Origin of the sequence: Ensifer sp. ZNC0028 (assembly GCF_000799055.1) — a bacterium.
GTDB lineage: Bacteria > Pseudomonadota > Alphaproteobacteria > Rhizobiales > Rhizobiaceae > Ensifer.
This window is the reverse complement of record NZ_JTLA01000126.1, coordinates 40,509-62,066: the sequence shown is the minus strand read 5'-3', so window position 1 is coordinate 62,066 and position 21,558 is coordinate 40,509. Positions and strand designations below refer to the sequence as shown.

The 21,558-nt window shown below is 63.1% G+C and carries 18 protein-coding genes; 9 read left to right on the top strand and 9 right to left on the bottom strand.

Annotated features, from left to right (window positions below):
* The first annotated feature begins 32 nt into the window (after positions 1-32).
* From L981_RS27565 to L981_RS27550, 4 genes are all read left to right on the top strand, one after another.
* Positions 33-1,439: an aminotransferase gene (locus L981_RS27565; protein WP_043623992.1), complete on the top strand. Its 1,407-nt coding sequence runs from the start codon at positions 33-35 to the stop codon at positions 1,437-1,439.
* Between the two features lie 12 nt (positions 1,440-1,451).
* Complete coding sequence (gene aguB / locus L981_RS27560) at positions 1,452-2,327, top strand: N-carbamoylputrescine amidase (protein ID WP_043623989.1); 876 nt, start codon at positions 1,452-1,454, stop codon at positions 2,325-2,327.
* Positions 2,328-2,425: 98 nt separating this feature from the next.
* Positions 2,426-3,451, top strand: coding sequence for an agmatine/peptidylarginine deiminase (locus L981_RS27555; RefSeq protein ID WP_043623986.1), 1,026 nt, complete (start codon positions 2,426-2,428; stop codon positions 3,449-3,451).
* A gap of 32 nt (positions 3,452-3,483) precedes the next feature.
* Complete coding sequence (locus L981_RS27550; RefSeq protein ID WP_082006186.1) at positions 3,484-4,257, top strand: helix-turn-helix transcriptional regulator; 774 nt, start codon at positions 3,484-3,486, stop codon at positions 4,255-4,257.
* A gap of 90 nt (positions 4,258-4,347) precedes the next feature.
* On the opposite strand, the gene L981_RS27545 is transcribed toward L981_RS27550, so the two are convergent.
* Both L981_RS27545 and L981_RS27540 read right to left on the bottom strand, forming a co-directional pair.
* The gene (locus tag L981_RS27545; RefSeq protein WP_197067206.1) at positions 4,348-6,057 is read right to left on the bottom strand and encodes an amidohydrolase; all 1,710 of its coding nucleotides are present in this window, start codon (positions 6,055-6,057) and stop codon (positions 4,348-4,350) included.
* A 137-nt stretch (positions 6,058-6,194) separates the two neighbouring features.
* Positions 6,195-7,694, bottom strand: coding sequence for an aldehyde dehydrogenase family protein (locus tag L981_RS27540; RefSeq protein WP_043623980.1), 1,500 nt, complete (start codon positions 7,692-7,694; stop codon positions 6,195-6,197).
* 121 nt (positions 7,695-7,815) lie between these two features.
* Here L981_RS27540 and L981_RS27535 point away from each other — a divergent pair, with 121 nt between their 5' ends.
* Both L981_RS27535 and L981_RS27530 read left to right on the top strand, forming a co-directional pair.
* Complete coding sequence (locus L981_RS27535) at positions 7,816-9,063, top strand: Zn-dependent hydrolase (protein WP_043623978.1); 1,248 nt, start codon at positions 7,816-7,818, stop codon at positions 9,061-9,063.
* A 257-nt stretch (positions 9,064-9,320) separates the two neighbouring features.
* Complete coding sequence (locus L981_RS27530) at positions 9,321-9,746, top strand: DUF4168 domain-containing protein (protein WP_043624063.1); 426 nt, start codon at positions 9,321-9,323, stop codon at positions 9,744-9,746.
* A gap of 199 nt (positions 9,747-9,945) precedes the next feature.
* On the opposite strand, the gene L981_RS27525 is transcribed toward L981_RS27530, so the two are convergent.
* Positions 9,946-10,542 (bottom strand): TetR/AcrR family transcriptional regulator, encoded by a 597-nt coding sequence (locus tag L981_RS27525; protein WP_043623975.1) that lies wholly within the window; start codon positions 10,540-10,542, stop codon positions 9,946-9,948.
* 99 nt (positions 10,543-10,641) lie between these two features.
* On the opposite strand from L981_RS27525, the gene L981_RS27520 reads away from it, so the two are divergent.
* The 3 genes from L981_RS27520 to L981_RS27510 all read left to right on the top strand — a co-directional run bounded on the left by L981_RS27520 (position 10,642) and on the right by L981_RS27510 (position 15,124).
* On the top strand, positions 10,642-11,328 hold the full coding sequence (locus L981_RS27520) for a PspA/IM30 family protein (protein ID WP_043623972.1): 687 nt from the start codon (positions 10,642-10,644) through the stop codon (positions 11,326-11,328).
* A gap of 28 nt (positions 11,329-11,356) precedes the next feature.
* On the top strand, positions 11,357-11,635 hold the full coding sequence (locus tag L981_RS27515; RefSeq protein ID WP_034796305.1) for a YiaA/YiaB family inner membrane protein: 279 nt from the start codon (positions 11,357-11,359) through the stop codon (positions 11,633-11,635).
* Between the two features lie 90 nt (positions 11,636-11,725).
* A complete protein-coding gene (locus L981_RS27510) occupies positions 11,726-15,124 on the top strand; it encodes an acyl-[ACP]--phospholipid O-acyltransferase (protein ID WP_043623969.1) in 3,399 nt (1,132 codons plus the stop codon).
* 23 nt (positions 15,125-15,147) lie between these two features.
* On the opposite strand, the gene L981_RS27505 is transcribed toward L981_RS27510, so the two are convergent.
* The 6 genes from L981_RS27505 to L981_RS27480 all read right to left on the bottom strand — a co-directional run bounded on the left by L981_RS27505 (position 15,148) and on the right by L981_RS27480 (position 21,459).
* Entirely contained in the window at positions 15,148-16,170 is a 1,023-nt protein-coding gene (locus L981_RS27505; RefSeq protein ID WP_052202051.1) for a hypothetical protein, read from the bottom strand.
* Positions 16,167-17,273: a GNAT family N-acetyltransferase gene (locus L981_RS27500; RefSeq protein WP_043623967.1), complete on the bottom strand. Its 1,107-nt coding sequence runs from the start codon at positions 17,271-17,273 to the stop codon at positions 16,167-16,169. Before L981_RS27500 ends, L981_RS27505 begins: the two co-directional genes overlap by 4 nt.
* The gene (locus L981_RS27495; RefSeq protein WP_043623965.1) at positions 17,266-18,465 is read right to left on the bottom strand and encodes a hypothetical protein; all 1,200 of its coding nucleotides are present in this window, start codon (positions 18,463-18,465) and stop codon (positions 17,266-17,268) included. The genes L981_RS27500 and L981_RS27495 overlap by 8 nt, the downstream gene beginning before the upstream one ends.
* Positions 18,462-19,349 carry a ThiF family adenylyltransferase gene (locus L981_RS27490; protein ID WP_043623963.1) on the bottom strand — a complete coding sequence of 296 codons (888 nt, stop codon included), beginning with the start codon at positions 19,347-19,349 and terminating at the stop codon, positions 18,462-18,464. The genes L981_RS27495 and L981_RS27490 overlap by 4 nt, the downstream gene beginning before the upstream one ends.
* Positions 19,346-20,290, bottom strand: a complete 945-nt coding sequence (locus L981_RS27485; RefSeq protein WP_156134263.1) for a hypothetical protein — start codon at positions 20,288-20,290, stop codon at positions 19,346-19,348. Before L981_RS27485 ends, L981_RS27490 begins: the two co-directional genes overlap by 4 nt.
* Before the next feature lie 179 nt (positions 20,291-20,469).
* Positions 20,470-21,459 carry an aldo/keto reductase gene (locus tag L981_RS27480; protein WP_043623960.1) on the bottom strand — a complete coding sequence of 330 codons (990 nt, stop codon included), beginning with the start codon at positions 21,457-21,459 and terminating at the stop codon, positions 20,470-20,472.
* Between the last annotated feature and the right edge of the window lie 99 nt (positions 21,460-21,558).

Sequence of the window (21,558 nt, the reverse complement as noted above, 5' to 3'; positions counted from 1 at the left end):
CAGCCACGCCTCATGCCATTCTGGAGAAAACCATGACCATCGTTCAATCCGTTGCTGCTGTCGGATCCGACCGGCCCAACAATCGTTCGGCCTTCGAGAAGGACCGGGATCACGTCCTGCACCCCTATACCGATTTCTCGACCTTTGCTGCGACCGGCAGCCAGATCATCGAGAAGGCCGAGGGCGCCTATGTCGTCGACAATGCCGGGCGACGGCTGCTTGACGGCATTGCCGGTCTCTGGTGCGTCAACATCGGCCATGGCCGCCGCGAGATGGCCGATGCCATCGCCGCGCAGGTGATGGACATGGACTACTACAATCCCTTCGGCGCATCGGGGAACGTGCCGGCGGCTGAGTTGGGCGCGCGGCTTGCGGAACTTGCACCCGGCAGCCTCAACCACGTCTACTACACCTGCGGCGGCTCGACGGCGAACGATGCAGCCATCCGCATCGTGCACTACTACTTCGCCATGCGCGGCAAGCCGGGCAAGCGCAAGATCATCTCGCGCAACAACGGCTATCACGGCGCAACCTACGTGGCAGCGGCGCTGACCGGTATTCACGGCACCAAGTATGGCTTTGCCCAGGTCGGCGAGGATTTCATCCACCACATCTCGGCTGCCGATTGTTACGCCCGTCCGGACGGCATGTCGGAGGAAGCCTATTGCGACCTTCTGGTGCGCGAATTCGAGATGCGCATCGAACAGCTCGGACCGCAGAACGTCGCCGCCTTCATCGCCGAGCCGATCATGGGGGCAGGGGGTGTTCTGGTGGCGCCGAAGGGGTATCACAAGCGCATGCAGGCCGTCTGCCGCCGCAACGATATTCTCTACATCGCCGATGAGGTGGTCACCGGTTTCGGCCGTCTCGGCGAGTGGTTCGCCTCCGACGCCATCTATGAGACGCAGCCGGATATCCTGGTTTCGGCCAAGGGCATTACCTCAGGCTACATCCCGCTCGGTGCGACGCTGATTTCGGACGAAATTTACGACGTCATCAGCCGTCCGCAGTGCGAGGGCGGCGTGTTTTCGATGGGGCTCACCTATTTCGGCCATCCGGTCGCCTGTGCCGCAGCGCTCACAAACATCGACATCATGGAGCGGGAGCGGCTGCTGCCGCATGCGGCGAAAACCGGCGCCTACCTGCAGAGCCGGGCAAAGGCTCTTCTCGCCCACGACATTGTCGGCGATGTCCGTGGCGCGGGCCTGATGCTTGGCATCGATCTCGTCGCAGACAAGGTCACAAAGCAGCCACTGCCGGCTTACGAGAAGGCGAGCGAGGTGATCTTCCAGGGCTGCGTCGCCCGCGGCGTCATCGTCCGGCCGGTCGGCAACCGGCTCATCGTATCGCCACCTTTGATCGTCACGGAGGCCGAATGCGACACGATCGTTACGGCGCTATCGGAATCGATCGCCGCTTTCATGGCATCCCGCGCTTGAGGAGCATCTGAGATGAGCGAAGTCACGGTCGCAGCGACGCAGATGGCCTGCAGCTGGAACATCGACGAGAACATCGAGAAGGCCGAGGAATTGGTGCGGCTTGCGCACGAGGATGGCGCGCAGATCATCCTTCTGCAGGAACTGTTCCAGACGCCTTATTTCTGCCTGGAGCAGACGATCGACCATCTCGATCTGGCCGCGAGCCTCTGCGAGGATCGCGCCATCAGGCATTTTCGCACGGTTGCGAAAGAGCTCGGCGTGGTTCTGCCTATTTCCTACTACGAGAAGGCCGGGCCGGCGCAGTACAACTCGCTGGCGATCATCGATGCGGACGGCGAGATCCTCTGGAACTACCGCAAGTCCCATATTCCGCAGGCGCCGGGTTACGAGGAGAAGTTCTATTTCAGCCCCGGCGATACCGGCTTTCGTGCTGTCGATACGAGGTACGCGCGGATTGGCTGCGGCATCTGCTGGGATCAATGGTTCCCGGAAACCGCCCGGGCGCTCGCCTTGCAAGGGGCGGAACTTCTGTTCTTCCCGACGGCGATCGGCAGCGAACAGAACGTCGAGATCGACAGTTCCGGCCATTGGCGTCGGACGATGCAGGGGCATGCGGCCGCCAACATGATCCCGGTGATCGCCTCCAACCGGGTTGGCCGGGAGGCAGCCGGCAACAGCGAAGCGCTGTTTTATGGCACGTCCTTCATTGCCGATCAGACGGGAGCGATCGTTGCGGAGGCGAGCCGGACCGACGAAACCTATCTGACGGCACGTTTCGATCTTGATGCGGTCCGCGCCTTCCGGCGCAGCTGGGGCATCTATCGCGACCGCCGGCCGGATCTCTACGGCGCCATTCGCACCCTCGATGGCCAGACGGCGATTGGCTGACGGTCGCCTGCAAATTTCTCAACGACAACAGGAAGAGCCAGGTCTTCGGTCGTCTGCGATATCGCAGATGACGGGGCCGGGCGAAAGGATATGAAATCATGAAGAACCAGACACCACGCGAAGCCGGGTTTCGCATGCCGGCCGAATGGGAGCCGCATAAGCGCACCTGGATGATGTGGCCATGCCGTCACGAAGTCTGGGACGACATTGCCGCCACCCGCCGCGATTATGCGGCCGTCGCCCACGCGATCCGCGAGTTCGAGCCGGTGACGATGGCCGCGCGTGCGGAGGATATGGCCGAGGCCCGCGCCATCCTCGATCCGTCGATCGATCTCGTCGAGGCCGATATAGACGACAGCTGGGCGCGTGATGCCGGGCCGTGCTTCCTGACGGCGACGGACGGCCGGCGCGCAGGCGCCCGCTTCAAGTTCAACGCCTGGGGCGGAAAATATCATCCGTTCAATGGCGATGCCGCCTTTTCCGGGCTGGTGCTGGAGAAGGCAGGCGTTGCCAGCTTCGTCTCGAACCTGATTGCTGAAGGCGGCGGTGTCAGCGTCGACGGCGCAGGTACGATCATCACCACCGAGACCTGCTTTCCGAACAGCAACCGCAATCCCGGCTGGAGCCGCGACGACATCGAGCGCGAGCTCCTCGACATGCTCGGCGGTGAAAAGGTGATCTGGCTGCCCGGCAATCCGATCGAGGACGAGACCGACGGCCATGTGGACGGCATCGCCGTTTTCGTCGCGCCCGGCGTCGTTTTGATGGAAAGCCCTGGTGAGGGGGGGAGCAAGGAGGAGGATGAGTGGAACCACTACATCCGCCTGAACCTCGAGGCGATGCAGGGCCAGACCGACGCCAAGGGCCGGCCGATCCGGATCGTCACGGTTCCCGAAGCCGTCGACGCGCCGTCGGATCATCCGAAGTTCTGCCGCTCCTACGTCAATTCCTACCTCGTCAATGGCGGTGTGATCATGCCGTGTTACGGCATCGAGTCCGACACGGTCGTGCGGCAGATGTTCCGGTCGCTGTTTCCGGACAGGCGGGTCCGTGAGGTCCGCATCGACGCCATTGCCATCGGTGGCGGCGGCATCCATTGCATTACCCAGCAGGAACCGCTTTGATCGTCGAGGGATTCTTGACGACAAGGCGGGGAATGACGGGATTTCCGTTTGAGCAGATGACATTGATCGGCAAGGCCGTGGCTGCGATCGGCAGCCCGGCCTTTCCGGATGCGTTGAGGCAATTGTGCCTCGACGTCTACGGCTTCGACAGCCTGTTCGTTTCGGTCTTTTCCACAGACCAGCCGCCGCTGCAGCTTTATAGCGACCTCGATCCCGAGGCGACCCGTCGCACTGTCGGCCCCTATCTCAGCTTCGCCTATTTGCTGGATCCGTTCTACAGCCTCTACAGAAGCGATCCCGGCGACCGGGTGGTGAGCCTCGACGACTGCGCCCCGGACGATTTTCGCACCAGCGAATACTACCGCATGTTCTATTCGGAGACCGGGCTCTACGACGAAATCGTCATGCTGGTCGCAAGTGCCGAGGGCACCGCGATCGCACTTTCGCTCGGGCAGCGGACAGAGGACTGCCGTCCCGGGCCGCAGGCCCGCGCCCATCTCGACGGGCTGTTGCCTGTTGTCTCCGAGCTTTGCCGCAAGCACTGGCCGCAACCGATCGCCAACCAGGGACATGGCGAGCCGGCGGCCGATACGGTCTTTGCCACGCTGTCGCAGTTGAAGGTGAGCACGCGCGAGGGCGAGATCATCCGGCTGATGCTGAAGGGGCATTCGACCAAGAGCATTGCGCGCATTCTCGGCAACAGCCCGGAGACGGTGAAGGTCCACCGCAAGCGCATCTATTCCAAGCTCAAGATTTCCTCGCAGGGCGAACTGTTCTCGCTCCTGCTCGGCGGTACAGGCGGGTAAAGACGCCGCTTTCACGCGAGGGCTTGCGGCAAGCAGAGCCCTGCAACGACAGATGCCGTGCGTTCGCATGAACGCACGGCATTTTAGCGCTTAATGTTCGGAGAAAAGACCTTCCGCATCATAGACTGGCTCGCCCTGCAGAAGCGTCGCTTCGACGGCGGCCTTGCCGATCTCCTTGACCGGGACCTCGAAGATATCCTTGTCGATGACGACGAGGTCCGCGAACTTGCCTGGCTCGATCGTGCCCGTCTTGTCGTCCTGGTTCAGAAGCTTTGCCGGGTTGATCGTCATCCATTTGACGGCCGTTTCGACATCCGGCGCGCCATCCTTCTTGCGCTGAAGGGCGGTCTGGATCTTGACGAGCGGTGACAGTTCATCGGCGTCGAAATCGCTGCTCATCACCACGGTCGCGCCCGTCTTCTCGATGCTTCCGGCCGGCATCATGGTGTCGGCGCGATCGCCGATGAACTTGCGGATGAAGGCATCATATTCCCGGCTGAGCGAACTTGGTGCCAGCTGGAAATCGGCAACGACGCCCTCGTCCTTGAAGCGGCCGTAATCGGCCTTGTCGAGCAGGTAGATATGCGTCAACCGGTGCGGACCCGGCGCCGGGTCGGAGTGTGCGATGGCGTCAAGCGCCAGGCGCGCACCGCGGTCACCGGTCACGTGATAGTGCAGCTTGAAGCCCTTCTGCGAAAGAACCTTGGAGTAGCGGTCGAGCGTCGCCTCGTCGAAATAGAGGAACCCGCTATCGAAGCCGTGGTCGATGCCCGGACCCTTTCTGTAGGGCGCAAGCAGGGCACCGGTGCGCTGCTCGAGGATGCCGTCGACATAGATCTTCACCTGGTTGAACTTCAAAAGCCGGTTCGGATCGTTGCTGTAGAAACTTGACAGCTTTTCCACCTGCTCGTTGAAAGGCAGGTCGGGATAGACGTAGACCGCGTTGGCGGCCCTCAGCGTCAGCGTGTCGTTCTTCTCCGCCATCTCCCAGGCCTTCAGGTGCCCCTGCGGCCAGAAGCCGCCGGCATCGCTGACGGTGGTGATGCCGTTTTCGGCCATCGTCTTTAACGTCGGCAGCATGCTTTCATAGGCAAACTTGACGTTTTCGGGCGTATCCGGAAAGGCGAGGTTGCGCAGCTTCTGCTGGGCGTTTTCGAGCACGATGCCATTTGGGGCGCCGGTCTTCTTGTCGCGCAGGATGATGCCGCCCGGCGGGTTGCCGTCGATCTTGTCGTAACCGGCAGCCTCAAGCGCGACGCTGTTGGCCCAGGCGCCGTGGCCGATGTCGTCGAGGATCAGGATCGGCCTGTCCTTAGAGATCTCGTCCAGCGCGCCGACCGGGTCGTCGGTTTCGTCGAGCAGGTTGGTCATGCTGACGCCGGAGCCGACCACCCATTCGTTGTCGCTTTGCTTGACGCAATCGCGAACGGTGTCCTTGGTCTCCTCAAGAGACGCGAAGGCTTCGAACTCGCAGAGGCTGGCGTTGACCCCGGCCTCGATCAGATGCACGTGGGCATCCTGGAAACCCGGCAGGAGCATCCGACCGCCGAGCTTGACGACGTGGGCGTCCGCTCCGGCTTTCTCAAGGACAGCCGCCTCGTCGCCGACGGCAAGGATCACCCCGTCGTCGTCGATCGCCACCGCCTCGGCCAAGGGGGCGGCGGGGTTCATGGTGCGGACCTTGGCGTCGGTGATGACGAGCGTCTCGGCGGCGGCGCCGGCAGCGGCGCTGCAAAGTGCCGAGGCTGCGAGAAGCAGGCCGGTCACCGACCGCAGCGTTCTCCTGGTGTTTGGGGCCATGGGGTTCGTACCTTTCCTGTCGAATGTTCTAGATATCACGCCCCTCACATCAATGCAGGTGAACTCTCCGATAATCGATGCCGCGGGCGCTTGGGTGCCGACACCACGTGTGGTGGGCTGTCGGCTGTCGCCGGCGCTCAGTCGAGCGTCACCCAGACGGATTTGGACTGGGTGTTGTCGAGGAGCGCCTGCAGACATTTGTCCCGGCCGTGGCCGGAGAGTTTCCAGCCGCCCCAGGGCTGGCTCATGTCGCCGTTCATATAGCCGTTGATCCAGACCATGCCGCATTCGAGATCGCGGGCGATGCGGTGGGCCTTGCCGAGGTTGGACGTCCAGACGCCGGCGGCCAGGCCATAGGGGCTGTCGTTGGCGATCCTGACGGCGTCCTCTGCTCCGTCATGGGCAATGATCGCGCCGACCGGGCCGAAGATTTCTTCCCGCGCAATCGTCATGCGGCTGTCGACGCCTGCAAAGAGTGTCGGCTCCACGAAGCATGCTTCGCTTGACGCCCGATCGAGCGCGCCGCCAATCACGGGTTTCGCCCCGTCCTTGCGCGCCCCGTCGATATAGTCGAGCACCCGTCCCTGATGGGCCTTGTTGACGAGCGGTCCCATCGTCGTCGTCGGGTCGAGCGGATCTCCCGGCCGATACTTCCAGGAAGCGTGCCCTGCGAGGAGCGCACAGAATTCGTCGTGAATGCTGCGCTCCACCAGAATGCGGGAACCGGCCGAGCAGACTTCGCCCTGGTTGCCGAACAGGCCGTCGGCGACCTTCTCGGCAACCACCGACAGGTCCTCCACATCGGCAAGTACGATCTGCGGCGACTTGCCGCCAAGCTCGGCCGAAACCGCCTTGAGGTTCGTATCTGCGGCGTAGCGATACATCTGCCGGCCGATTGCCGTCGAGCCGGTGAAGGCGATCTTTTCGACATGCATCGAACGTGCCAGCGCCTGGCCGGCGACGGCGCCACGCCCGGGCACGACGTTGAGAACACCGTCCGGGCCACCCGCCTCCAGAAACAGGCGACCGAGCAGAAGGGCGCTCAACGACGTATCTTCGGCCGGCTTGAGGACGACACTGTTGCCGGCGGCGAGGGCCGGTGCGATCTTCCAGACGGCCATCATCAGCGGATAGTTCCACGGCGTGATGCAGCCGACGACGCCCAGCGGCTGGCGCAGGATGTAATGCAGCGCGTCCGGATTGGTGAGCGGTGCAGAGCCTGCAATCTTGTCGATGCTCTCGGCCATATAGCGCATGGTCAGCACTGCGCCGGGCACGTCGATCGTGCACATCTCGGCGATCGGCTTGCCCATTTCCATCGTGTCGAGCACTGCCAGGATGTCGCGGTTCTCGGCGATCAATTCGGAAAACCGAATGAGGATGTGTATCCGCTGCCGGAGCGGCATGCGCGACCAGGCACCCTGTCGAAACCGCTTGGCCGCGACCTCGCAGGCCGCCTCGATGTCGGTGGCGTTGCCGCAAGCGACATTGGCGACGAGAGCGCCGGTTGCCGGATTGATCGACGCCAGCGTCTCGCCGCCTGCTGCGGCGCGAAACTGCCCGTCGATCAACAGTCGCGTCTCGGGGCGGAGTGCGTCCGCAATGCGGTGCCATCGTCTGTCCGGTGTCGTGTCCATGACCTGCCTCCACGGTTGACCTTGCCTCCGTTCTAGCGAGCGGGAGAGAGCCCGGCACAGTCCCCCTCATGGGTGACTGGCGCTCCCTCGAATAGCCACGGACCTTGGCGGCGACGAATACATGGGTTCGGAGGACAGGATGCGAAGCGGGATCGACGGGGATCGTTTGTGGGCACGGCTGATGGCGATGGCCGACGTCGGGCCGACGGCGGAAGGAGGCTCGTGCCGACAAACGCTTTCGGACGCGGACGAAGCCGGCCGCGCGCTGTTTCTCGGCTGGTGTGAGGCGCGTGGCTACGACATCCGCAAGGATCGGATCGGTAATCTCTTCATTCGCCGTCCCGGTCTCGACCCCGAAGCATCGCCGGTCCTGATCGGCAGTCATCTCGACACACAGCCGACCGGCGGACGCTTCGACGGCGTGCTCGGCGTGCTTGCCGGACTTGAGGTCTTGGAGACCCTGGACGATGCGGCGGTGGAAACCGCCCGGCCGATCGATCTCTGTGTCTGGACCAATGAAGAGGGCTGCCGCTTCCAGCCCGCGATGATGGGGTCTGGCGTTGCCTGCGGCGTGTTGGATTTGGAAGAGGCCCTGTCGGCGCGTGACAGCGCCGGGATCGTGCTGGCCGACGAGGTCGCCCGGCATGGGTACGATCGCGAGGTTGTACCCGGCCCACCGGGTGCGGATTGCTACCTCGAGCTCCATATCGAGCAGGGCCCGATCCTGGAAGCGGAGGCAAAGACCATTGGCGTCGTTACCGGCGGCCAGGGTATTCGCTGGTATGAGATATCGGTTCACGGCGAGGAAACCCATGCCGGCCCGGTGCCGATGGCGCTGCGCAAAGACCCGGTGCCGGTGCTCATGCATGTGATCGAGCTCGTGCATGCGATCGGTCGCGTCGACGAGCATGCACGCTGCACGATCGGCCGGATCGACCTGTCTCCCGGTGCGATCAACGTCGTCCCCGGGCGCGCAGACATGACGGTAGACCTGCGGCATCCCGACGAAGCGGTACTCGATAGCATGCACCAACGGCTGACGGACGGACTGGAGACACTTCGTCAGCGCCATAAAGCGATCGATCTTCAGGGGCGTCTGACCTGGCATTCGCCGGTGATCGCCTTCGACGGCGATTTGATCGCGGCCGTTCGAGCAAGCGCGAGCGAGCGCCAGCTCTCCCATCGCGACATCGTTTCCGGCGCCGGCCATGACGCGTTCAATCTGGCGCGCCGGGTCCCGACCACGATGATCTTCGTACCCTGCCGCGACGGGGTCAGTCACAATCCGCGCGAATACGCGTCACCCGACGACGTCACCGCCGGCGCGAACGTACTCCTCGACGTCACATTCGATCGTGCGTCGGCGTGATGGGCCCGCAAGACGTGGACGGGAGCAACGGAATTGTCGGCCCCGCACGGGAGAGAACATCGCTCTTGATGCGACGGGACGCGTCGGCAGAGCCGTAAAGCTGCCGTTGAATGGTCAGCAAATGGCCCCGATACGGCCGCATCGAGCCCATTCCAGCGTTCCATCGTCGCGGCGCATTCGGTATCCGGCCGACCTTGGGGGCGATTGAAAGTCAGTGTCGCTCCCGATCACGTCATGCGCATCAGAGAGGAATGAATATGATCACCGGTTACAAACCCGTCGCGTCACTCGCAGCCGCGGTCTTCAGCTTCATGGTCGTCAGCCCCGCATCCGCCCTTGAGATCGCTCAGGCTGAAACGACCCAGCCGACGCAGGGCCAGGCTGGCAACAAGGCCCCGGACGCTGCAATCAGCGATCAGAAAATCGAGGCCTTCGCGGTTGCCTATCTTCAGGTCGATAAGGTGAGGCAGGAATATTCCGCCAAGATAGAAGCTACGTCGGATGCAACGGCGAAGAAGGACCTGGAGACCGAAGCCAGCAAGAAAATGGTCGAGGCCGTCCAGGCCTCACCGACCATTTCGATCGAAGAGTATTCGGCAATCCTGACAGCTGCACAGAGCGATCCGGCAGTCGCCAAGAAGGTTCAGGCAAAGCTCCAAGACACGGCGCCCGCACAGCAATAGCTGGGCTTGGACGCAACCCGTTTGACTGAGACAAATGGATAACCCGCACCAGGTTGCGGGCTATCCGCTGCAAGATGGATCTTCGCCGATCGGCCTAGCCAAGGTCCAGCCGCTTCAAGATCGCCTGGTTAACCTCTCCCGCTGTCCTTTGACCTACGCGCGTTCGCGATCTACGTCGATGAAGCCGGCAAAAAGCGCGTCAGTTCGGGCGCCTGGCAAGAATTCCGGCGAGTGCCGTAATCTCGCGCTCGAGCACTTCGGGCGTTATCCCGATGAACCGTCCTTCGAGGCTGAGAGAGATCACGCCATGCACGGCGGCGAAGAACGTGCGGGCACGAATTGCCACGTCTTCCCGGCTGGCATGCGGCAATTGCTGCGCGAGCGGTGCTGCGATGAGACCAATCAGGAAGCCATGTTCGGCAAGATGCCACTCGGGGACCGGGGCGCCCTCGGGCATTCTGTGTTCGAAAAGCGCCGCCCATAGATTGCGCTCCGCGAGCGCGAAACGGAGATAGGCGAGCGACAGGCTCAGGAAGGTTTCCTGAACATCCGCCGCCGGCAGGACCGCCGAATTGAGGGCGGCTTCCAGGCGCTTCAGTGTACCCGAATTGACATGCAGGATCAGCCCGTCGAGATCATCGAAGACGGTGTAGAGCCCACCGAGTGCCGCACCTGCACGCTCGGCTATGTCGCGGGCGCGCAGGTTCTTCAATCCTTGCTCCCGGATCAGCTCCGTGCCGGCGGCAACAAGCCTCGATCTCAGATCTTCCTTCTTCGCTTCACGCTTTCCGACCACTGGTCACCTCTTTTTGAACGGCGTTCATTTTTGTATTGAACAACGTTCATTTTTATGAGAAAACATTATTGAACATTGTTCATACATGGAGGTGAGGAGATGTTCAAACAAATCGTAACGCTCATGCGCGGTCGTGCCCATATGGCGGAAGAAGCCTTCACCGATCGGCATGCGCTTCCCATTCTGGCGCAGCAGATACGCGATGCTGCCCGCGGTGTCGAAAGCGCGCGTCGGGCCGTCGCCTTGGCGATAGCGCAAAATCGCCTGGAAAAGGAAAATGCCGAGAGGCTTTCGGCTCACATCGAGGAGCTCGAAATCCGCGCCATTGCGGCGCTTGAAAAGGGGCGAGGGGATCTGGCCGCGGAAGCCGCAGCCTCGATCGCGCGACTGGAAACCGAATTGCAGAACGCACGTCAGGTCCAGGCGGAATTTGCAGACGGAATAGATCGGCTGAGGCAAGCGGTGCGGCAGAACGAAACGCGCCTGGCGGCGCTGCGCCGCGGCGAACGCCTGGCCGCCGCACGTGACCGGACGCAGCGGCTTTCCCGCGAGGTGCCCGGCAACGATCTCGCGACACTCGGCGACGCCGAGGCAACGCTCGCGCGGCTCGAAACGCGCCAGCGCGAGGCTGAATTGACCGCCGAGGCGCTGATTGAGCTTGAAGAGCGGCCGGATCCGGCAGCACTTGCCCAGAAACTGGCCGCGGCCGGTTGTGGGCGTCCTCTCGTGACAAGCGCCGACGACGTGCTCGAGCGCCTGCGCGCCAAGATGAACCTCACGCTTTGAAACCTCTGTTTCTCAAAGGACAACGACGATGAACGACAGCCTGATGAAACACTCCCCGGCCTGGACCTCTTTTTCCTATGTTAGCTTCGGCGTGGCCGCCTTCATGGTGGTGATCGGCCTTTACATGATGCCGATCGACCTCTGGGGCAAAGGCTACCTGGCCATGGGCATCCTGATGCTGCTGCAGACGGCCGTGAACGTGACCAAGACGCTGCGCGACAATCTGGAGGCAGAAAAGCTCATCCGCAGGATCGATGATGCCAAGACCGAGAAATTGCTGCTCGGCATCAAGGCGGACGAAGTTTAAATCCTCGTTAGCCTTGTCGTGATGGCTAGCAACCTGTGGACGAGTGCGTAACTATTTTCATCTAGAACGCTCAAAAAAGGGAGACGTTCCGTGAAAAACAATCTGATGACTTCCCGGCGCTTTGCGCCACTCTTCTGGACGCAGTTTCTATCGGCGTTCAACGACAATTTTCTTAAGAATACGCTCGTCTTCCTCATCCTCGCAACCGTGGCGGCCGATGACGCGGGATCGCTCGTCACGCTGGCCGGCGCCGTCTTCATGGCGCCGTTCCTGCTCTTTTCCGCGCTTGGCGGCGAACTCGCCGACAAGTTCGACAAGGCGATCGTTGCCGAGAGACTGAAGCGCTGGGAGCTTGCGGCCGCCGGTGTCGCGGTTGTCGGGATCGCCTTCTCCTCCATCGCGGTGCTGTTGGTAGCACTCTTCCTGTTCGGCGCGATCTCCGCGCTCTTCGGGCCGGTCAAATACGGCATCCTGCCGGACCACCTGGAGCGCAAGGAACTGCCGCGCGCCAACGCCTGGATCGAAGGGGCAACCTTCATCGCCATCCTCAGCGGCACGGTCGTTGCAGGGCTTGCCGCGGCCGATGGCGTCGATCCCTGGGTGTTCGGTCCCATGATGCTCGGCCTGGCACTCGCCTGCTGGCTTTCCAGCCGTTACATCCCTCGTCTCGGCGCAAAGGCTCCGGATCTCGTCGTCGATCGCAACGTCCTGCGCTCGACCGGTCGGCTCGTTGCCTCTTTGCGCGGCGACCAGCGGCTTTGGCGCACCGCGCTGATGGCCGCCTGGTTCTGGCTGGCGGGCGCCATCGTGTTGTCGCTGCTGCCGCCCATGGTGAAGAACCATCTCGGCGGCGACGAGACGGCGATCACCGCCTATCTCGCCGTTTTTGCCGTCGCAATCGGCATTGGCTCGGCGATTGCCGCCTGGATGTCGGCCGGACGCATCGTGCTCCTGCCGGCCCCCGTCGGCACCCTGATCATGGCGCTGTTCGGTCTCGATCTCGCCTGGTGCGTGGGCCAAGCCGGCACAGTCGCTCCGGCTGAGACGCTCTCTGCCTTCTTCGCCAATCCCTATACGGTGCGGATCGCCATCGATCTTGCCGGCATGGCGATCGCCGGTGCCTTCCTCGCCGTTCCCACGCTCGCAGCGCTTCAGGCCTGGGCGCAAGAGGACCAGCGGTCGCGCGTCATCGGTGCGTCGAACGTGCTGTCTGCAGCCTTCATCACCACCGGCGGCGGCCTTGTCGCCATCCTGCAGGCGTCCGGCATGTCGACACCGGTGCTCTTTGCCGGTCTCGCCTTTGCCAATGCCGTTGCGGCCTGGGTCATGCTGCGCACGCTGCCGACCAACGCATTCCGCGATTTCGTCTCCATCCTCTTCCGCGCCTTCCTGCGTCTGGAAGTCGAAGGCCTCGACAATCTGAAGAAGGCCGGTCGCGCACCGATCATTGCGCTCAACCATGTGTCCTTCCTCGACGGCGCGCTGGCGCTGGCGCTGACTGAAGAGGAGCCGACCTTCGCGGTCGACTACACGATCGCCAAGGCCTGGTGGGTAAAGCCGTTCCTGAAGATGTGCAACTTCCTGCCGCTGGATCCGTCAAAGCCGATGGCAACGCGCACGCTCATCAAGACGGTCAACAACGGTGAGCCGCTGGTGATCTTCCCAGAGGGCCGCATCACGGTGACCGGCGCCTTGATGAAGGTCTATGACGGCGCCGCGATGGTGGCCGACAAGACCGGCTCCATGGTCGTGCCGGTGCGCATCGACGGGCTGGAGAAGAGCTACTTCTCGCGCCTCAGTTCCATGCACGTGCGCCGCCGCCTGTTCCCGAAGGTAAAGGTGACCATTCTGGAGCCGGTTCGCCTGTCTGTGCCGCAAGAGCTGAAGGGCCGCAAGCGCCGCATGGCCGCGGGTGCCGCGCTCTACCAAGTCATGTCGATGCTGATGTTCCGCACCACCGACACGGACACCACCGTGCTCGAAAAGGTGATCAAGACCGCCAAGGAGCGTGGGTTCAACAAGCTCGCCGTGCAGGACCCGGTTACCGGTTCGCTCACCTATGGCAAGCTGTTGACCGGTGCGGCCGTGCTCGGCGCCAAGTTCCAGTCGCTCTTCCCGAATGAAAAGGCGCTCGGCGTTCTCCTGCCCAACGCCAACGGTGCGGTCGCCACCATCCTCGGCGTGATGTCGGCCGGCAAGGTCCCGGCCATGCTCAACTTCACCGCCGGTGCGGCCAACATCATCTCGGCCTGCAAGGCAGCCGAGGTCCGTCATGTGTTGACGTCGCGTGCCTTCGTCGCCCAGGCGAAACTCGGGCCTGTCGTCGAGGAATTGTCGAAGACGGTGGAGATCGTCTGGCTCGATGATCTGCGCCAGACGATCGGACTTGCCGACAAGCTGCGTGGTCTGCTGCGAAAGGGGCGGCCGCTTGTGCGGCGCACGGCCGACGAGCCGGCAGTCATTCTCTATACGTCGGGATCCGAGGGGACGCCGAAGGGCGTGGTGCTGACACACCGCAACATCCTCTCCAATGCGGCCCAGGCCGCGTCGCGCATCGATTTCCACTCGGGCGACAAGGTGTTCAACATCCTGCCGGTGTTCCATTCCTTCGGTCTCACGGCCGGAACGGTCCTGCCGCTCATCTCCGGGGTGCCGGTCTATTTCTACCCGTCGCCACTGCACTACCGGATCATCCCGGAGCTGATCTATGCGTCCAACGCGACCATCATCTTCGGGACCGACACGTTCCTGAACGGTTATGCCCGGACGGCGCATCCCTATGACTTCCGATCGATCCGCTACTGCTTCGCCGGTGCCGAACCGGTCCGTGCCGCAACCCGCGCGCTCTACATGGAAAAATTCGGCGTCCGCATCCTCGAAGGCTATGGCGTGACCGAGGCCGCGCCGGTGATCGCGCTGAACACGCCGATGTTCAACAAGGCCGGTAGCGTCGGCAAGATCATGCCAGGCATGGAATACAGGCTCGACGCCGTGCCGGGCGTCACCGAAGGCGGTCGTCTCTTCATCCGTGGCGCCAACGTCATGGCCGGGTATCTTCGCGTAGAGGCGCCCGGCGTGCTCGAGCCGACGCCCGACGGCTGGCATGACACCGGCGACATCGTCACGGTCGATGAAGACGGCTTCATCGTCATCCGCGGGCGGGCCAAGCGTTTCGCCAAGATCGGCGGCGAGATGGTGTCGCTTGGCGCTGTTGAAGCGCTGGCGGGCGAGATGTGGCCCGGCCAGTTGACGGTCGTCGTGTCGTTGCCTGATCCCAAGAAGGGTGAGCGCCTGGTCATGCTCACCGATGCTCCGGGTGCGACACGTGCCGCCTTCCTCCGCTTCGCCAAGGACAAGGGGGCGATGGACATGATGGTTCCCTCTGACGTGAGGGTGGGTGCCGTACCGGTGCTCGGGACCGGCAAGGTGGACTTCGTCAGTGCGCAAAGGCTTCTTGCCGAGACGGCAACGACCGAGAACGCCGCCTGATAATGTCGAAAAGGGAGCCGGCCTCAGGCCGGCTTCCCGTCCAGCACGAGATCGCCTGCCGGAAGGCGATACTTCGGAACCGTGGACGGCGCCGGCCCCACGCGCAGCACGTTGATGAGGCGGTGTCCGGGGGGCAGGGGAAAGCGCTCGCGCAACGCCTGCGCAGCGGATGGCAGATCGGCAAGCACCGCCATCGGCCAACCAGCAAAACCAAAGCGCGTGAAGTTCAGCCAGAAACGATAGAAGGCCTGTCCGGAGACGATCGGGCTCTCATGCTCCGGCCGGTGAAACAGGAGGCAGGCGGCTGCCGTCATCGTCTTTTCCGATTCCGCGACGAGCGCTTGGCCAAGCCCCAGGCGGTCGGCAATGTCGAAAAGCGGCGAGGCCAGGACATGTCCCGCCAACGCCCCTTCCAGCCGTCCCATCTGCAGTGCAGCGAGGTTGAGCCCGTCGGTGGAATAGGCCGGATGCCGGGGGGACAGCCGCATCCATCTGACGAGTTCATCACGGAACGCGCGTTCGCGCATGATTGTGAGGCTTGCGCGATCGTTGAGCGACGCAATGAAGGCAAGGTCCTCGTGGCCGCAAGCAAGCCTCACATCGGCCGCCTTGGCGGCCCAGTGCTCGAGCCTCTCGATCTGCTCGGTTGAGGTTGGCGAGAAACGCGCTCGCCATGTGAAGCGCCGGGTGATCCACTCGGAGAGCGCCTGCGGCGCTGCGTCGTCGCCGGTAAGCTCCAGCCGTGCGGCCAACCGATAGCCAGGTTTCCAATCCCGTAAATTGTCCGTCCAGAGATCATCGATCACCACACCGATCCCGCGGGCGGCGAGCGCCATCACCATGCCCTCAAGTGCCGCCCCGCAGGAAAGCCCCATGTCGCGGCTGCTCGGATCGCCGACGCTGAGCTGCCGGGAGAGGTCGGCGGCGAGCAGGATGCGTCCCGCCTCGTCGAGCGCCCAACGGGCGGGCTGGGTGTTGTGGACGGAAGGGGCGAGGTTGGCTTCGGCCGCGAGAGCGGCGAGCATGGTGGCATCAACGCGCTTCATAGCGTCTTTCCGAAGAGATGCAGACGATGAAGCGGAGTTGCGCCTGCCTTCTCCGCCTGTCGCAGGCTCGCCGCGTTGACGTCCGCGATCCAGGTGCCGCCGGCAGTCTCGTAGCCGGCACGGCGCATCTCGCCCAGCACATGGGCAAGCAGCAGCGGGTTCAGGCCGCGTCCCTGATGTTCCGGTTTCACACCCTGGAATATGATCACGGCGCGGCGACGCTTCAGGCGGTGCTTGAGCAGGTGCCAGGGCGCAGTCAGCCCCAGGCGCGAGCCCATCGCCTTCAGCATCGGATTGACGTCAGGAATGGCGATCACCGCCCCGGCGGGCGCGCCGTCCTTTTCCGCGACCGCCGAAATGCGTGGATCCATGATCCACTTCATCTCCTTGGCCTGAAACTCGAACTCGGCCCGGCTGACGGGCACGAACATCGGATTGTCGGCGAAGCTCTCGTTGAGGATCAACCGGGAGTCCTCGAGCCTTCGTTCGAGCGTTGCGCGCCGGATCGGCGAAAAGCGGAACCCGTCGTCGAAAAGAGCGCGCATCTGCGCGCTGGCAAGCAATCCGTCGATCGCCACGGTGCGAATGTCGATTTCAAAAGTGGTCATCGGGAAACAGGGCGCATAGCCGCGGCTTTCCAGCAGGCGAGGCAGATAGGGCGGCCCCCAGACCTGGTCGGTATAGGGCGCGTTCTCGAAACCGCCGGTCATGACGCCGACCTGCTGCATGGCCGTCAGGTTGAAGTTTCCAAGGATCTCCCGAAATCCCTTCGCGCGCGCCCAACCCTCTGCCCGCTCCAGGAGGGCGGCCGCGACCCGTTCGTCGTCGGCACAGTCGAAGTAACCGAAATAGCCGCGATCAAGTGCGAACGTTGCGTTCGATGCGCGATGCACATGCGCCGTTATGCGCCCGCGCACGGCACCACCTTCATGGGCCGTGAAACAAGCGAAGTCGGCAGCCGTGTCGAAGAGTGGGTTCGTCTTGGCGGAAAGGAAGCGCTTGAGGTCGCTCAACATCGGCGAGACATAGGGTGTCCGCGCGCCATAGATCTGAAAGGGCGCGGCGAAGAAGGCGTCCATATCGCCGGTGCGGATCTCAATCATGAAGCGGGTTTCTTTCGGAGATCAACATGGCCATGCGCTGGACGACCTTCAATTCGGTTTCTGCACCCGGCGTGGCGGAGACGGAGGGCATGTTGAGCGCAATCAGCCGGAACGGACGGTTGGACACCAGCATCAGGTGGGTTGCCTCGTATTTTTCGAGCAGCCAGGACATCTGCTCCGCATCCGCTTGAGAAAGGCTCCCCGTTTCAGCAATGCGCAGCAGGGGGCGGGCCGCAAACAGCGCCTTGACCGCGGGCAGGTCGAGGTCGCAGAGCTCATCTTCGCCAAGCAGAAGGGCGCCGTCGACCAAGGGATGGTTCTGCAGTTCCTTGAGAAAGCCCAGCGTGTCGTCGATGCGGTCCTCCGCCAGATGGCGGATCAGGCTTTGCCGCCTTTGCTCCATGCGCAGGCTGATGCTGTCCTTCCAGATCACGCCGAGCAGGGCGGCACTGAGGATGACGCTTGCCGCTCGCACCAGCGCGGCTGGTTCGAGGCTGTTTTCGACGCCGATGACGAGGGCCGCAAGGAGCGCAACCGAGAGAAGGATGACGAAGGACACCACCGTGTCACGGTGCCCGACGGCGCGCTGGCCAAGGCTGATCAGCAGCCAGCACAAAAACAGGATGGCAACCCCGCCGAGCCGCACCGGCTGGTCGATGTAGACGGAGCGGAAGTCTGTCACGAGCAGCGGCAGGATCAGAAGCAGCGAGAGAGCAATGCGGTCGACGGCCTGATTTTCCGCTTTCGACAGGCTGGTCCGATCGCGGGTCACGGTCATGTGTCCGGCAAGGGCGAAGGTGACCAACTGGTAGAGGAACAGCAGTGTGACCCGCCAGGGTTCGGCGAACGATGCCGGCAGGAAGGCGAGGACGAAGAAGGTAGCCGCGCCGCCGGCCGCGATCCACTTCGTTGTTCTCGGCGCGTGCCGCCGCAACAGCCCTTCGGCAAGCAGGACGGTCGAGAGCGGGACGAGCCCTGCGGTTATGATCGTTGCGGCCTTGAAGATGAAAAGGTCCGTCCACCAGGCGAGCACCCGGCTCGCCATCAAGGCCGCCAGCACCTGCAGACCGAAGAGGAAGCGACGGTTCAGCGGGCTCTTGGCGTCGAAGCTGCGGATCACGCCGATCAGCACGAGCAGACCGCCCAGCGCTGCCAGCGAAACGAAGCTATCGGCAATCAGCGAGGTGTTCATGGCGTCGCCGGAGCCGCAAGTCGGGTGAGATAACGCCTGACCAGCGGGCGCAGCAGGGCCGCAACGAGCGCATTTCGCGGTCGCTCGACGCGCCCGGCATGCGGGTTGAAGAACCAGCCGCGGCAATCGGCAGACCGTGGGCGGCCAAGGACCGCATGGATCGCCTCATAGGCCATCAATGTGCCTGTGGAGATCACCATCGGCGCGAAAGACATGCGGCTGCGGGTGCCGGCGATCACTTCCCCGGCGAGCGACAGGTCGACATGGTGACGGGACGACGAATGCACCATCACATATTCCGCCTCGCGCAGGAACGCGTCCGCCCGCTGGTCCTGCGTCAGCGCGTTCCAGGCGGTGCCGACAGTCGGATAGCCGAGCCGCTCCTCGGGCATCGGATCCTGCGGGCGGGTCACATAGACGGAGGGCAGCGGGGAAGCGTAGGCGTCGATCACCGCCCGGCCGTGATCTCGTGAGGTGCGATAAAGCAGCAGGCTGGCGCCGAGATCATCGGTTCCGTTGATGACGACATCCGCTTGCGCAATGATCGCATCGACATGGTCGGTCCATTCCGGTCCGTAGACGGTGACATCAAGGCCGGGATTGATCTTGAGGCAAAGGTCGCGGGTCGCCTCCGCCTTCGGCATGCCGATCGTGTCGGCAAAGCAGAAGACCTGCCGGTTGAGGTTCGAAAGCTCGAAGTCATCGATATCGGCAAGAACCAGCCGACCAATCCCGGCACGTGCGAGCGACTGGATACAGGCGCCGCCCATGCCGCCGGTTCCGCAGACGAAAACGGTCGCCTGGCTCAGGCGCCGTTGTTCCGCCTCGGTGACGAAGCCGATGTTGCGTGTGGTGAAGGTCGCGTAGGAAAATTGGCTGTTCATCGGCTCGGCCTCAAGACGCCCCACTGCCGGCGGCTGTCGGCCCAATGCAACGCCGGCAGCACGAGCCTTTGTACGAGGATAACGATACTTGCAACGGCAAGGCGGCCGAGCGCGTTGCGCGGCACGCTTTCCATGAGGTAGCGCTGCGCCGCATTGAGGTCCAACTGTCCGATTTGCAGCAGGTCGTCACCGCGCTCGTAGTCGAGTTCGGCGGCGCAGAAGTCGTTGTACTCCGCCTTGCGGTGTTTCGGTGCCGCCTCGAATGTCTTCTTCAGGTTGTCGGAACCGCCGGTATAGGCATTGGTGATGACGAAGCGATCGGCATCGAAGCCGGCGTCAGGGCCGACCCCGAACACGTGGCGATGCGATTCCATGATGGCCGTGGCGATCAGCTGCTGGCGCAGCGATCTGCGTGCGCCGCGGGTGGGTGCGGGAAAGACGCCGCTGAAGGTTTCGGCCACCATGCCGGCAACGGCCGGCACCTGGGTGACGTTCGAAATCCAGAGCGGGCGAAGCTGGTTGCGCAGAAAGAGAAGGAAACAGGTGAGGCCGTAGAGGATCCAGGAAAGTCCCTGGCTGCGAACCGCCGGGTCGATCATCACAAGCCCCAGGTGGAGGACTTCGACCGGTTTGCCGGAAAGAGAAACCTGGAGGACCGGCAGTGCGTTGAAGGCAACCGGCTCGCCGTCGGAAAGCCGATAGACGAGCGTGACGATCGTTCGGGCGAGCGCATCGTCACGCTCGGAGAAAATGCCGTAGTTGAGCTCCCCGTCGGGAACCGATCGTTGCGCGACTTTTCGCAGTTCCTGCCGCAGCCTGGCGACCTCGCGCTCGTTCATCCATAGCCCGGGAGCCTCCACGATCCGTGCGCGGAAGTCTGACGATGTCTTGAATGAAAGATCGAGGCGCTTCTTCAGAACGACCGATATCAGATTGTACAATGTCCCGTGTCCGCAGCTTCAATTCCGGAATGGAGCCTTCTGCAAGCTTCGGTCGCATCCTTGCCGAAGAGGACAAACATTTGGTTTAATTCCCGGAAGAGATGTCGGGGCGGGAGCATTCACGCTCCCGCCCGTCTGATCTTGCTCGGGTGTCAGTCTTGCTCTGGCGTCAGGCGCCTTCAGAGGCCCGTCGTCTTCAGCAACTGTTCCGGGTAGCGCTCCCCCTCGATCGGGATTGCTGCCGCCGCCGTTTCGATTTCCGCGAGATCGGCTGCCGTCAGCGCGACATCGACCGAGGCGAGGTTTTCTTCCAGACGGTGAAGCTTCGTCGTGCCCGGGATCGGGACGATCCATGGCTTTTGTGCCAGAAGCCAGGCGAGCGCGATTTGCGCAGGCGTGGCGCCCCTGTCTTTCGCGATCCTCTTCAGGAGGTCGACGAGCGCCTGGTTCTTCTCCATCGCTTCGGGCGTGAAGCGCGGCAGGATCTTGCGGAAGTCGCCTTCGCCGAGCCTGGTATCCTTGCTCATCGCACCGGTGAGAAAGCCCTTTCCGAGCGGGCTGTAGGGCACGAGGCCGATGCCAAGCTCTTCGCAGGTTTCAAGGATGCCGTTCGTCTCCGGTCCGCGGGTCCAGAGCGAATATTCGTTCTGGAGCGTGGTGACCGGCTGGACCGCATGTGCCCGCCGCACCGTTTGAGCCCCGGGCTCGGACAGGCCGAAGTGCCTGACCTTACCTGCAGCGATGAGGTCCTTCACGGCGCCTGCGACATCCTCGATCGGCACGTTCGGATCGACGCGATGCTGATAGAAAAGGTCGATGACGTCGACGCCGAGGCGTTTCAGCGATGCGTCGCAGACCGAGCGGATGTGCTCCGGCCGGCTGCTCAAACCCGACTGCTTGCCGTCGACGATGTTGAAGCCGAACTTGGTGGCGATGACCACGCGGTCGCGCACGGGCTTCAGGGCCTCGCCGACCATCTCCTCGTTGGTGAAGGGGCCGTAGACCTCCGCGGTATCGAAGAAGGTCACGCCGCGATCGACCGCCTCGCGGATCAGCGTAACGCCCTCCTGCCTGCTGACCTTGCTGGCATAGCCGAAATCCAGGCCCATGCAGCCAAAGCCGAGGGTCGAGACTTCCAGGCCGGCTTTTCCGAGAATTCGCTTCTTCATGTCTTTTCTCCGTTCTTGATGGCGGCGAGCGCGCACGAGACCGGCCAACGCTCTTTTCAAGAGGGCACGGCGGTTCAACGCGTCCTGGCCCGAATCTAG